We start from the raw sequence: 14,804 nt of genomic DNA, 5'->3' as shown, positions 1-14,804 counted from the left end.
TTTGATTATAAGAGGGTACTTGTTGTCTTTAATTGGAGAATGGTGTAAAATTTCATATTTTACATAAGAATAATTCTATCTTTAATCCCCAATTAACTATAACAATCATGAAACAACTGCAAACCGCAGATTATTTAGTATTTTTTGTCTATTTTATTGTAGTAATTAGCTACGGCATTTGGGTTTTCAAAAAAAAGCAAGGCACTTCTTCCAAAACCAAAGATTTTTTTCTTGCTGAAGGCTCTCTAACTTGGTGGGCGATAGGCGCTTCACTAATTGCATCGAACATCTCCGCAGAACATTTTATTGGTATGTCTGGTTCTGGTTTCGCCATTGGACTAGCTATTTCTTCGTATGAATGGATGTCAGCTGCAACTTTAATTTTGGTGGCAATATTTTTTATTCCAGTTTATCTGAAAAATAAGATTTATACCATGCCCCAATTTCTTTCCACAAGGTATAATGACACTGTTGCTACGATAATGGCTGTTTTTTGGCTGTTACTTTATGTTTTTGTCAATTTAACATCAATCTTGTACTTAGGGGCATTGGCTGTCGAAACTATCTCTGGGATTCCTTTTTACTATTGTATGTTTGGGCTTGCCGTTTTTGCTGTTTTTATCACCTTAGGAGGTATGAAGGTAATTGGTTATACCGATGTAATTCAGGTAGTTGTGTTAGTTCTTGGCGGTTTGGCTACCACTTACTTAGCTTTGAATATGGTTTCTGAAAAATTCAATGGCAACGGAGTAGTTGATGCTTTGGGTATTCTGCAAAAACAAGCAGATAGTCATTTTCACATGATTTTCTCAAAAGGTGACCCACATTATTATGAATTGCCAGGGTTATCTATCTTGATAGGTGGTATGTGGATTAACAATTTCAACTATTGGGGCTGTAATCAGTATATTATTCAACGTACGCTGGGTGCAGACCTTAATACGGCTCGCGGAGGTATTATTTTTGCGGCATTTATGAAGCTGTTAATGCCACTGATAGTTGTTATTCCTGGAATTGCGGCGTATGTTTTGTTTCAAAATGGTGAATTTCAGCAAGAAATGCTCGATGTGAGCGGACAAGTGAAACCAGATCATGCATATCCGACTTTGATGAATCTCTTGCCTGCTGGTATGAAAGGGTTGGCTTTTGCGGCCTTAACTGCGGCTATTGTGGCTTCTTTAGCAGGAAAATGTAACAGTATCGCTACTATTTTCAGTTTAGACATCTATAAAAAATTCTATAACAAGGATGCATCTGAGGATAGAACCGTGAAAGTAGGACGTTTGGCAGTATTAGTGTCATTTATTATTGCGCTATGTATCACTCCTCAGTTACGCAGGTTGGAACAAGCTTATCAATTTATTCAAGAATATTCAAACTACATCACACCTGGGGCTTTTGCACTGTTTTTCTTGGGGTTATTCTGGAAAAGAACTACATCAAAAGCAGCAATTGTGGCAGCATTTTTAGCATTACCATTATCGGTTGCTTTTAAATCAATTCCAGCTTTGGCAGAGATGTTCTTGGGAATGACTGTTGAGCCAATGCCATTTTTGGATAGAACATTATGGGTATTTCTACTCTTAGTGGCATTGATGATTTTGGTGACATTGACCGACCCTGCTAGTAAAGATAACCCACAAGGTCTCGAAATTGAGTCTAAAATGTTTAGAGTTAGTCAGTCATTTGTAGTCTCATCAATTCTTATTTCAGGAATTTTAGTAGCACTATATACTGCCTTTTGGTAGTAAATAATGGTTGTGAGCAAAGAAAAAGTAGCAGTTTATGCTGAAAAATGGTTCAAAAAGGTTCAGAATTTAATATTCTGAACCTTTTTGAACCATTTTTTTAGTATTTGAGTGATTCCAATTTGTAAATTTGTTCAACATCAAAAAGGAAATTTTACCGCTGAAAGAAACTGTTTTGAAATGTGAGTTTTGGTAAAAATATTGATTTTCGTTTTGATGCATATTTTTAATAAGTAAAAATACTTAAGTCTTCCAAGTTGAAAATACGAAAGGCTTCAAGTTAAAGATAAATATAAAGTAAGGATGTAAAGTTTAAAGTTTGAAGATCATGTTATCTTCAAACTTTTTTGTTTTATTCACTTTTGTCAAGAAATCACAGAATCGTCCCAATAATTTTGAACATCCATAAATATTTTTAACTTTTGTGGTATCTTTAAATTACAAAGCATCCCTTAGGGTCTACAATAGCAATTCATTCTACCTGAAAATAGTTATTGTATAGCTCGAACCTTACTTTTAAACCATTTCAACTCTCATGGGTCATCTGTTCGAAACGTTTGTTTTTGGATTAGGATTATTTTCATTTTTGATTGGATGCCTTTTAGGATATTGGGTAATAACGAAGTTTACACACCAAGGAAAAAATATACTAGGGGCAATTTTCTTCATTTGGTCAGTCAATGGACTAGCCAATACCATTCTTTATGGTCCTTTATCTAACGAATTTCAGGCAGCTATTTTTAGAGTAGCCATGCCAATCTATTTTATTTTGCCATCATTAACCTATCTATATGTACGACAAATCAACGATCCTACCCTTAAATTAAAGCTTCAAGACTTAGCACATGGAATCCCTGTTGTGCTTATTTTCCTAGAATTGGTACCATACTATATACTACCTTTTGAACAAAAAGTGGATATATTGAAATCAATCAAAGAAAATCCTGCCAATTTATTTGTAGGGCATGAAGGATTACTAGGCAATGATGTTCGTGATTTTCTGTTAGGAGTGTTATTTATGGGGTACGGACTGCTTATATGGCGTATAATTGCACAGCGATTTAAGCAAAACCCGAATACTCCTTTGGGGCATTTTAAATGGAGTATCTTTGTTGCAGTTATGGTGACAGCTTTATTTATACTTAAAATAGCTTATTTTGGCGTTATTATAAATAATCTGGGCGTATCAGCTTTCAAAGGCATCTTTACGCAAGTGATTATTATACACAGTGTGTTTTTTTACACCCTTTGTGGTTTTATCTGGATTAATCGACGTGAAATTGGAAAAATGTGGTCAGTTTATGAAGAAGTATTTGATTATTCTGTCAATGAAAGCGAACCTCATGTGTTAGAAACAGTGGAAATTGAGCCTGAAGTTATCAATAACTTTGAGACCTATATTAATCTTCACAAGCCATATTTAAGAGCCAAATACTCATTGAATGATGTTGCCTACGAGACTAATTTACCAGCCTATCAAATTTCGAATATGATGCGGGTACATTATGGAATGAATTTTAGTGACTATATTAATTCACTTAGAATAGAAGAGGTAAAACGTCGATTGAGCGATGATGAATATCAAAACTATAGCATCGAAGGAATCTCGAAAGACTGTGGTTTTAATGCGAAAAGTACATTTTTTACCGTATTTAAAAAGCATACAGGATTAACGCCTTCCGAATTTCAAAAAAATATTAAAGTGGCTATTGCCAACCAGTAAACAGTATTCAAAAATTTTATATAAAGGTCAGGACGTTGTAATGTTGCAATGTCTTGACCTTTATTTGTATTAAATTGCTAATGAAAATATGCTTTTGTACTATACTGGCTTTCGGATAATTACAGCCCAAAGCAAGATAAATGCCAATGTATTCTTCTACATTTTTGTAAAAAACACTTCTAGCATTTCTAAAACTTTTTATAATGAACACTAAAAAAATATTACTTGGCTTGTTACTTGCAGGCAGCTTGTCTGGTTTCGCACAGCAAAATCCTTATATCAATGTATCAAAGGATGGTAAAAAGGTAGAACTAACACAAGCAGGAGTGTCTTTCTTGGCGCAGTTGCCTCTACATTGTATCGAAACCGAATTTCCGAATAAACCTAATCACACTATTGAAACTTCAGAAGAAGTAGTTTTGAGTCCCAAGCAATTGCATCCTTCGTTTTATGGCTGTTTGGACTGGCATTCGTCTGTACATGGGCATTGGATGTTGGTGAAAATCCTGAAATCGTATCCCAATCTACCTGAAACTGCCCAAATTATAAAAGTACTAGAACATAGTTTTCTTCCTGAAAATTTACAAACTGAAGCAGATTACTTTACCAAATATAAACTCGCAAAGGGATTTGAAAGAACCTACGGCTGGGCTTGGTTACTAAAACTCGATGAGGAATTATTAGCTTGGGATAGCCCATTGGCTAAAAAGTGGCATAAAAATTTACAGCCATTGACTCAGATTATCGTACAACGTTGGAAAGACTATTTGCCAAAGCAGACTTATCCCAATCGTACAGGTGTGCATCCAAACACTGCTTTTGGGATGGTATTTGCCTTGGATTGGGCACGAGCTACGAAAAATACAGAGTTTGAAAGTTTGCTGGTACAGCGTAGTAAGGATTACTATTTAAAAAATAAAGCAGTTGCTGCCATTCTCGAACCAGATGGAACGGATTTTCTATCTCCTAGTTTAGAAATTGCAGATTTGATGCGCAGAGTATTACCCAATAAAGAATTTAGTACTTGGTTTAACCAATTTTATACTCCTGAAGGTTTGAAAAATGTATTACAATTACCTGTTGTAAGTGACCGCTCAGATTATTCAATTGTGCATTTGGATGGTTTGTCTTTGAGTAAGGCGTGGTGTTTACAAGGTATTGCCAAACAGTTACCTGCCTCTGATCCTCGCAAAAAACAATTTCAAGAAACTGCGGTTATGTTCTTACAAAAGACACTACCTAACATTGCCAACGGTAATTATGGAGGTGATCACTGGTTAGGTTCCTTTGCCATGTATGCTTTGAATCAGTAAGATTTAGAGATTTTATATAGAAATTCTAATACGTTAATGTAGGTAAATTTTACAGATTGCTGTCTTTATTGAATTAGGCAGAAATTTTTTTGACAAATTTGTCTAATTCAATAAACGACTTTACCTGTTTTTCTCAAAAACAAAGTATTCAATGACTCTCAAATTGAAACAAGTATTTTACCGCTTGAAACACGTGCTTTCAGGAATGATACTTTTGGCTAGCATTCCATTAGCGACTGAAGCCCAAGTATTGTCAGATACCACTATAACGATAAAAGTACTCGGCGGTTTGCAATTCGATACCCCACGGTTGATACTGAAGCCAAACACGCGTGTTACGCTTATTTTGGACAATCATGATGATATGGCACATAATTTTGTATTGACCAAACCAAGTTCTCGATTAAAAGTGGTAGAAGAAGCTGCCAAGTTAGCAGAACGTGGTGCCAAAATGAATTATGTTCCAACTTCACCATTGGTGATAGCCAGCACAAAAATTGTAGAACCTGGCAACATGGAAACTATTTCATTTGTACTGGATAAAGCTGGTCAATATCCTTATGTATGTACTTACCCGGGACATGGTTATGTGATGTTTGGGGTTATTTATGTGGGACAATCATATATTCCGCCCTTCGAAAAGGATACCAATATTCCTGAATCGCAGCGCTCAGGCACAGGCAATGAGCATGCCCACCATGGTCATGGAATGCCTAGCTCACCCCATCCATATCCCATCGAGTTCCCAATGCTCTATCGTACGTTTATGCCAGAGGCTAGTCCAGCAGCAATTGCAGTGGCGCTAACTCCAACGGAGTCCTATTGTTGGGATGCGGGCAAGTGTTACCTGCGTTACTTCTGGACAGGAGGATTTGTAGATAATGCCGAACAATGGAAAGGTAATGGAAGTAAGCTTACAAAAGTGGAAGGTGAAATTTATTGGCGTGAAAAGCAGTTTCCTTTTACGATTGGTACAAAAAAGTCAGTGCCGAAGGTAGATTTCAAAGGGTACAAACTCAAAAAGCGCTTACCCACCTTTGAATATACCTTGGATGGTATAAAGGTAGCTGAAACGCTTGTATGGAATGAGAGTGCTCAGACGATCACAAGGGTATTTGTGTTAGGAGAAAGAACACAAACTTTTTATTTTAATCTTCCTGAACAAAAGTCAGTAAGTTATACAGCAAAAAATGGTCAACTTAAAAATGGGGTTATGGCTATTTCAAAGACAGTTAAAACCTTTAGTATTATCATCAAACGAAACTAAAATGCCCTATTTCATGAAAACGAAAGAGTTGAAGCAAAAGCTATGGAAGTATGCTGCGGTTGGTCTGTTGATGAGCTTGGGAAATATTTCTGGCATTGCACAAAACACATCAATGCCCAAAGATTCTGCGGCGATGTATTATGAAGTTGAAGATATTCCTCTGCCTGATGGATTGATTGCCGAAACGGGTTCTATTGGCTTTTTGCCAGATGGTCGTTTTGTAGCGGGCTTCCACAGAGGAGAAATTATGATTTATAATCCGAAGACTCGTACTTGGAAACGCTTCGCAGAAGGACTTCACGACCCTTTGGGTTTGATGGTGGTGAGTAATAACGAAATTTTGGTTATGCAGAGACCTGAGTTAACCAGAATTAAAGATACTGATGGAGATGGCGAGGCAGATTTATACCAGAAAGTAACCGATGATTTTGGCTTGTCAGGCAATTACCATGAGTTCGCTTTTGGTCCTGTCAAGGATAAACAAGGGAATCTATATATCGCTCTCAATCTTGCTTCGAACGGCGCAGGCATTCGTCCTGAAATTCGTGGTACATACGATTCATTGTCAAGACCAGGTCGTATGTATGCCTGTGTGGATTATCGTGGGTGGATTATGCGACTAGATAAGCAGGGTAAGTTACATCCCTATGCGGTAGGTTTCCGTTCGCCAAACGGACTTGGATTTGATGCGCAAGGTAGATTGTTAGTATCCGATAATCAAGGCGATTGGTTGGGCACTAGTAAGCTATTTCATGTAGAAGAAGGCAAGTTTTATGGGCATCCTGCTGGGCTCATTTGGAAGAAGGATTTCCCAAGAGTTGTACCTATTTCGCTTCCTGTAGTACAATTGGATAGTATGCGAACTAAAGAAATAGTACAATTTCCACATGGTTATTTTGCTAATTCACCCACACAACCTGTATTGGACAATACCAATGGAAAGTTTGGTCAATTCGGAGGTCAAATGTTGATTGGTGACATGGATCATAAATATATGATTCGACTTTTGCTTGAAGAAGTGAATGGTAAAATGCAAGGAGCCTGTATTCCTTTGAACGTAGGATCCAAGATGCGCATTGGTAATAATCGTTTAGCATTTGCTCCTGATGGTGCTTTGTGGGTTGGTCAAAACGACCATGGTTGGGTAGGAGCTAGGGGTATTCAAAGGATTAAATGGAAGGGAGAAAAACACTTAGACCTTATGGCAATGAACCTGACAAAGGATGGTTTTGATTTGACTTTCTCGATGCCACTAGATGCCGAAAGTGCACAAAATGTAGCCAATTTTAAGTTTAAACGCTTTTATTATGAATACCACCAAGCCTATGGTTCCAAGCAATTTGATGTGAAAGAGATAGGAGTAAAAAGTATTTCTCTGTCGGATGATAAAACCAAAGTACATGTGGTATTAGACGATATGAAAGCAGGATATGTCTACGAAATGCGTCTAGGAGAGATAATTAATGCTAATAAGTCTAAAAGAGTATTGAATAATTTGGTTTGTTACTCACTGAACCAACTTAAATAAAAAAAGCAGTATTATTTACGATTAAAAACAATGGTTTTATCCTTTTAAAAAAGTTTAAATTGTTGCACTTCAAGCTTTTAAGGTTTGGTAAATAAAGCTAGAATCGAAACGTGAAGCTCGTGAAACTGACTATGAAATTTGCACACCAAATTTAGTCAGCTTTGCGAGCTTCATTTTTATTTATTTTAAAGAATAAAAAATGCGTTTATTGACGAATTTCTGCTGTCTACATTTTTTTGTTCTTTCGCCCACCTCCAAAGTAAAGAAAGTGGCTAAAGTGGCAACGCTATTTTTAAACTGAATTTTGAAAGCGATAAAGTCGATGAATTGTATTTAGTTTTCAAATTTGGTACTGAATATATTTTTTGGTTGAATTTCGGATTGATAGGTCTATTTTTTTTAATCACAATGACCGTAATTAAATCTGCTGAGAGATACTTTTTCAGCCCATACTGATTAAGATTATACGTTGATATTTTACGTTGAATTTTATCGATTACCTATTCATCCGACCAGCTAATACTTTTAGTAAAGCGCTAAAAAGCATATTTTACCCCATTTTTACGAAGTTTCATCCCATTAGTCGCATTGCTTAGATGAGATTATATAAGTTTGAAGAAAAAACGGCTAAACCATGAATCCTATCCAGAAAAAATTACGAATTACAGAGTGGTCATTGGCACTACTATTTACGGTACTATACAATGTTGTACACCTTTCGAGGGTCATAAAATATTTTGATAATGAAATTGGTAAAGTACAAAACTACGAATACATACTGATGGATTATACATCCTTCTGGGACGCTGTTCGAGAGTATGATACCATTAAGTATATCAACTTGCCAACGATTATTGCGGCGGTACTATTTTTTGGAGCTTGGACGTTGTTACACTTTTTTACCGTTCCTAAAATTGTGAAAAAAGAGTTTAATACAACGGTCATTTTAATGTTGGCAGGCGTATTGTTACTTACGTTTCTCAGTGTTTGGTCATACCATTTTTTTAAGCTCAACTGGCGCATAGAGAAAGAGGAGTTAGATCATGTTTCGGGCTTTGCGACTGAATCTATCTATCGAAAATGGTTTGTCTTCAATAGTTTTCTCAATGCGTGTTTTGTGTTACTTGCCTACGAGCTGGGAATGTTATTGGTATATCATTTGGAAAAGAAAGCCATTGAAAAAACCGACCAAGCCAACGTTGGTGCCTATGTATGTGTGGCGGCCATTTGGGTGCTAACAGGGATATTCTGGGTTTCAGTTGGTTCTATTGGCAATGTAGTGATTCATCCTCCACAACCAGCATACTGGGCTTCCATTGCTTTTGGAGCTATCTTGTTTCACGGGTTGGCGTACTATGGGCTGTTTCCTTTTGTGCTGATTCCACAATCAATTAAGACTGCCAAGGGAGTTTTGGTGTTTATATTTGGAGGATTAGCCTATGTGGTGTTTTGCGTGGTATCTTACGCAGTTATTTATAAACATATTCCTCGTGATATCTTTGACTTGGAAGCAGTATTTACCTTGGCTGCTGGAATAGGGTATATTTCCGCGGTGATTCGTTCCTATATTGATTATACCCGAACGACACTCACCAACCAGATTGTTCATAAATCCACTGAGCTAGCTTCTTTGAAAGCACAAGTCAATCCTCACTTTTTGTTTAATGCTCTCAATACTTTGTATGCCGTAGCATTACGTGAAAAGGCAGAAGATACTTCGACGGGAATTCAAAAACTAGGGGATATGATGCGGTTTATGTTGCATGACAACAACCAAGATAAGATTTCATTAGTCAAAGAAATAGAATACCTTGAAAACTATATTAGCTTACAAAAACTCCGTCTGGACCAAAATTTTTCGATTGATATAAAAGTCATTATCCAACCACAAGAAAAAGAAATTTGGATAGCGCCTATGTTGATTAATCCCCTAGTCGAAAATGCTTTTAAGCATGGGGTAAGTCTGAGAAATCCCTCGTGGATATATATTACGATTACTTTTGATGATACTTATTTGTATTGTAAGGTTCATAATTCGATGCATGTTCGACAAGGCTTGGATACTGAAAAAGCTTCAGGTATTGGGCTGGATAATTTGAAAAAACGCCTACAGATGATTTATCCTAATCGCCATAGGTTAGATATTCAGTCGAATTCGCATGAATATTTTGTTTCTTTGCAAATCAATTATTTACCATTCCAAACCCAATAAGCATGAATCAAGCTATCCAAGCTATCGCCATCGACGACGAACCCAAAGCCCTAGAGGTAATTCAAATTCATGCAGAAAAAGTGCCGTTTTTAGAACTAAAAGCGATGTTTACCAATGCCTTTGAAGCCTTAGATTATTTGCGAACCAATCAGGTGGATTTGATATTTTTGGATATACGAATGCCCGATATTACGGGCTTAGAATTGCTTTCTAGTTTAACCTCTAAACCTTTTGTGGTATTTACCACTGCTTATTCCGAGTACGCCGTTCAGGGCTTTGAAGTAGATGCGTTGGATTATCTTTTGAAGCCCTTTTCTTTTCCAAGATTCTTGAAAGCTTGTAACAAAGCCAGTGAAGTCATTCAGAAATCTGCTAAATCTGTTCCTGAATCCATATTTTTAAAGACGGGTTATCAGGAAGAAAAGGTTTTTCTGGAGGAAATCCATTATATCGAAGCCGAGGGGAATTATCTCAATGTAATGTTGACTGAGAGAAAACTAGTTGTAAGAATGACCCTCAACGAAATGTCTGAGTTATTACCCACAAACCTATTCCTACGTATACATCGTTCGTATTTGATTGCGCTCGATAAAATAGAAAAAATCGCCAAAAACGCTGTAGAAATCAAATCCAAAGAAATTGCTATTGGTGCCAGTTACGAGGAGGCTTGGGCTGAAGCCAAGGCTAAATTGAGATAAATTTCTCTATTTGATGGTCAACTGTAAGCATCTGAATCTCAAATTCAGTGGATGGAATGCTATTGCCTGAATTTGAGGTATTACATTTTAAAGAAATTCAATAAACCTCTTTATTCTTCTCATTTTCAATCAATACAAATTAGAAACAAACCTAAAACATTTTAAACTTTTCAATTTATGAAACCAATAATCATAATGCTTCAGTTGCCAAGGCTATATTCTTCACCCTTTCTTTTTTTATTTACATTTTTAAGCACTACGCTGTTTGCCCAGCAACAAAATAGTTTAAATAACGGAATTTACACGATTTTAGACAATAATGCCGATAATTTGCTCAGAAAGTCAAAAGCCTATTCAGTGTCTATCGGGCTCATAAAAGACGGAAAAGTTTATACCAAACATTGCGGGGAACTGGATAAAGGGAAAGGCAATAAAGCTGATAACCAAACAAGTTTTGATGTCGCCTCTGTGACAAAAGTGATGACTGGGCATTTAATGGCAAAAGCTGTTTTGGAAAAGAAAGTCAAGCTTGACTATGACATCAGAAAATACCTCGATGGGTCATATCCAAATTTAGCTTTTCAAGGGATTCCCGTAAGAATCATAGATTTGGTTTCTTTTAAAACTGCTTTTGACCGAGAAATTCCCGATAACAGTCAGATAAGAAAGGTTAATGATGATAGCACTTGTTTTCGCATTAAGAAAATGGATGAAAGTTATAGCAAAAAACAATTTTTGGAAGACCTCAAAACGATACAATTAGATACTATCCCTGGCAAAAAGCATAAATACAGCAATACAAGCCTCGAATTGTCGGCGCTCATTTTAGAGAAAGTTTATCATAGAAACTTTGAAACGCTTTTGAATGAATACTTTTTTTCCGCAACAAAAATGAATGCTACCAAGCGTAATTTGAAAGTAGACAGCAACATTGCCAATGGATACAACAGCAACCGTTTATTAATGCCCAATAGCTACACTAATTTATGGGCCGCTGGTGGATACAGAAATTCAACGATGAACGATTTAATCAAGTTTTTGTCCTTTGAGTTAGATACAAAAAACAAAATAGTGCAAGAATCACAGCGCAACCTTTCCGATAGCGATCAATCTTGGAATGGCTATTTTTGGGACGAAATCGGGGTGTCCGAAAATGGGAAGTATTGTTATAAACACGGTGGAGCATTCGGAACAAACACACTATTCATGGTTTACCCCGAATTACAAATAGGGATATGTATTATCGTAAATATTACTGGCGAAAACACCTTTGGGAATTTATACGAGACTGTAGTCGAAATAATACAAGATTTAGAAATCAAATCGTTCGAAAAAATAGATTATGGTTATAAATTAACTGATGACAAAGTGGTTTTCAGATATCAACACAACAAGAAGCTAGACCCAAAACTAATAAAAAGTATATCGGTTGCGGGTTCATTCAACGATTGGAATCCGAACAATAAAGCTTACCAAATGCTTTCCAAAGGCAGAAATGTCTATGAACTAGAGTTGCCCAAATCACAATTTGAAAGAGGTAAAACTTATGCTTTTAAGTTTGTGATTAATCAAAACAGTTGGCTATTGACTCCCCCAAATGCCTTGAATACTGACAAAACAGCAGACAATAATCTGACTTTTAAAATTGATTAATAGGAAGGATAACCCTTGAAAACCTTTTGGTAGATTTCTACCTAAAGTCACAGTAAAATCAAATCACATTCTTTTATTGAACCATGCCGAAATGTATTACAGCGGTAGGATAGACTATTGCCCAAACCTAAATCTTTTTAAACCAATCATCTTATGAAACAGATATTAGTTGCGTTACTTTTTGTGATAAGTCAAAGTGCTGTTTTGGCTCAAAAAAATGCTGTGATAGACGATTTATTGAGTTCTTACGAAAAAATCAACCAGTTTAGCGGCTCGGTATTAGTGGCAGAAAAAGGAAAAGTCATTTTTGAAAAAAGCTATGGCTATCGCAATGCAGTCAAAAAAGAAAAGAATACCAATAATAGCAAATATAGGATTTACTCTACGACAAAAGTTTTTACTACCATTGTCATTCTAAAACTCCAAGAACAGGGTAAGCTCTCGTTGGAAGATAAGCTTTCAAAGTATTTTCCGAGTTATACCAAAGGAGATAGTATTACGATTAGAAATATGGTGTCGCATACTTCAGGAATTCCCGAAACTGAAGAGTCAAACAACGAAGAAGAACTGTTAAAACAACTTTTGACCAAACCACTCGACTTTTCGGTTGATACCAAATGGAGTTATTGTAATACGAATTTTTATCTGCTAGGATATATCATTCAAAAGGTAACTGGACAGCCGTATGAGGAAGTTATTGCCGAGATGATTCTGAAGCCCTTTCAAATGACGCATAGTGGTTTTCATTTCAACGATTTGAAAGATGAAAATAAAGCGCTCGGTTATGAATTTATAGTTGGCGAAAATTCCAATGAAGCATTACGTTTTAAGTCTGACCATCCTTATGCTGCAGGAGCCATGTATTCGACCGTAGAGGATTTGTACAAATTTAGTGAGGCATTTTATACGGGTAAAATTATCGACACTAATTTGGTCAAATATATGTGTAATCCTTATTTAGAAGAGCATTATGGACTTGGACAAGAGGTGTATAGGATTCAAAATTCTGATAAAATATTGTTTGGTCACGGCGGACTTGGTCCTGGTTATAGATGTAGATTTATCAGAGACTGTGAGCAAGAAATTGCTATCATCATATTAGCCAATTCGGAGATGGTGCCAGTAGACAAAATTGCAGAAGAAATTACAGGTATTGTATATGGTAAGTCGCAAAAGAAAATCGAGGTAGGTAAAGTAACTCAAAACGATTTGCACCAAATAGAAGGGATATACTCTTCAAAAGAAGGAACTTTTTACGTAAGAATTGTAGACGGAATGGTGGTATTTAATGGAAGTATCCTGCCAAGAGTTCCGCTGATTCCAGTGACAAAAACGCTATACAAATTGGTTGATAGTTTTACTTTTAACTTTAAAACTGACCAATCTGGCAAAATTAAAGCCCTTACAGTTACTAATTTAAGAGGCGTTAAAACTGCAGAAAAAACATCTGATACTTTTCCTTGGGGAATTATTGGAACGGCGACAACAAGCGGTTGGGATGGAAAAGATATTGTGATGCAAACCAAAAAGAGTAATCCCAATTTATTTTATCTCAAAAACTATCCATTAAATGCTGGAGAATTAAGATTTCGATTAAACAACGATTGGAATAATAGCTTGGCTCTCAATAACGATGACAAAAACCTATGTTATGATGGATACAACATCAAAATAAAAGAAACAGGCAAATATGATATAGTATTGGATATGACGATAGCCTCAAAGCCACGGTTTTCTTTGAAAAAATTATAAAGTACAACCTCTCTTGTATATTTGTTAGAAAAACCATCCATTTTTATTTTCTAAGAAATGAACAAACTAAAAGTTATTGCTTTTGATGCTGACGATACCTTATGGGTGAATGAACCCTATTTTCAAGAAGTGGAAAAGAAATTTTGTGAAATGATGGAAGATTATCATCCACAACACACCATTTCAAGGGAGTTACTCAAAATCGAAATTGCCAATCTATCGCTTTATGGTTACGGAGTAAAAGGCTACATTTTGAGTATGATAGAAGCCGCGCTGCATATTTCGGGTAAAACCTTATCGATAGAGGCTATTCAAAAGATTTTGGAATTGGGAAAAGAAATGCTTGAAAAACCTATCGAGCTTCTTGATGGAGTAGAAGAAGTATTACAACAACTTCAAGGGAAATATCGCTTGGTTGTAGCCACCAAGGGCGATTTGCTTGACCAAGAACGAAAACTCAAGAAATCGGGTTTGGAAAAATATTTCCACCATATAGAAATCATGTCTGACAAGCAAGAGGCTGATTATCAAAAACTGATTCGCCATTTGGACATAGCGCCTGAAGAGTTTATGATGATAGGGAATTCCTTGAAGTCAGATGTTTTGCCAGTACTAAAATTGGGTGGAATAGGTGTACATGTGCCTTATCACACCACTTGGGCACATGAGACGGTCGAGCATAAGGTCGAACACGAAAATTTTTATCAGTTCGCTCATGCCAATGAAGTACTGGCTGTTTTATAAGGAATGGCTAAACCACCTTCAAATTTCGAAAGAGCGCGACTTATGTCGCGCCCTTTCGAAATTTGAAGCACAATTAATGTTATTGGTATTTTTTATGTAGTCGCAACTCTTGCAGTTGCAGCATTCAAAATGGCAACCGAGAGGGTTGCGACTACATAAATTTTAT

At 36.3% G+C, this 14,804-nt stretch carries 10 protein-coding genes; all 10 read left to right on the top strand.

Annotated elements, in window-relative coordinates; all coding sequences use genetic code 11:
- Nucleotides 1-107 precede the first annotated feature (107 nt).
- On the top strand, nucleotides 108-1,748 hold the full coding sequence (locus tag QM481_RS16100) for a sodium/sugar symporter (protein ID WP_166550129.1): 1,641 nt from the start codon (nucleotides 108-110) through the stop codon (nucleotides 1,746-1,748).
- A gap of 535 nt (nucleotides 1,749-2,283) precedes the next feature.
- On the top strand, nucleotides 2,284-3,471 hold the full coding sequence (locus tag QM481_RS16095; protein WP_283382450.1) for a helix-turn-helix domain-containing protein: 1,188 nt from the start codon (nucleotides 2,284-2,286) through the stop codon (nucleotides 3,469-3,471).
- Nucleotides 3,472-3,674: 203 nt separating this feature from the next.
- Complete coding sequence (locus tag QM481_RS16090; RefSeq protein ID WP_283382449.1) at nucleotides 3,675-4,784, top strand: DUF2891 domain-containing protein; 1,110 nt, start codon at nucleotides 3,675-3,677, stop codon at nucleotides 4,782-4,784.
- Nucleotides 4,785-4,935: 151 nt separating this feature from the next.
- Nucleotides 4,936-6,051: a plastocyanin/azurin family copper-binding protein gene (locus QM481_RS16085; RefSeq protein WP_283382448.1), complete on the top strand. Its 1,116-nt coding sequence runs from the start codon at nucleotides 4,936-4,938 to the stop codon at nucleotides 6,049-6,051.
- Between the two features lie 13 nt (nucleotides 6,052-6,064).
- Complete coding sequence (locus tag QM481_RS16080) at nucleotides 6,065-7,579, top strand: DUF7133 domain-containing protein (protein WP_283382447.1); 1,515 nt, start codon at nucleotides 6,065-6,067, stop codon at nucleotides 7,577-7,579.
- A 634-nt stretch (nucleotides 7,580-8,213) separates the two neighbouring features.
- Complete coding sequence (locus tag QM481_RS16075) at nucleotides 8,214-9,791, top strand: sensor histidine kinase (protein ID WP_283382446.1); 1,578 nt, start codon at nucleotides 8,214-8,216, stop codon at nucleotides 9,789-9,791.
- A gap of 2 nt (nucleotides 9,792-9,793) precedes the next feature.
- Complete coding sequence (locus QM481_RS16070; protein ID WP_283382445.1) at nucleotides 9,794-10,489, top strand: LytR/AlgR family response regulator transcription factor; 696 nt, start codon at nucleotides 9,794-9,796, stop codon at nucleotides 10,487-10,489.
- 177 nt (nucleotides 10,490-10,666) lie between these two features.
- Nucleotides 10,667-12,142, top strand: coding sequence for a serine hydrolase (locus QM481_RS16065; protein WP_283382444.1), 1,476 nt, complete (start codon nucleotides 10,667-10,669; stop codon nucleotides 12,140-12,142).
- Nucleotides 12,143-12,295: 153 nt separating this feature from the next.
- Nucleotides 12,296-13,894, top strand: a complete 1,599-nt coding sequence (locus QM481_RS16060) for a serine hydrolase (RefSeq protein ID WP_283382443.1) — start codon at nucleotides 12,296-12,298, stop codon at nucleotides 13,892-13,894.
- Between the two features lie 57 nt (nucleotides 13,895-13,951).
- Nucleotides 13,952-14,638: an HAD family hydrolase gene (locus tag QM481_RS16055; protein WP_166550136.1), complete on the top strand. Its 687-nt coding sequence runs from the start codon at nucleotides 13,952-13,954 to the stop codon at nucleotides 14,636-14,638.
- Nucleotides 14,639-14,804: the final 166 nt, after the last annotated feature.

Origin of the sequence: Flectobacillus rivi, from assembly GCF_030056655.1 — a bacterium.
GTDB classification, from domain to species: domain Bacteria; phylum Bacteroidota; class Bacteroidia; order Cytophagales; family Spirosomataceae; genus Flectobacillus; species Flectobacillus rivi.
This window is presented reverse-complemented; position numbering and strand designations above follow the sequence as displayed.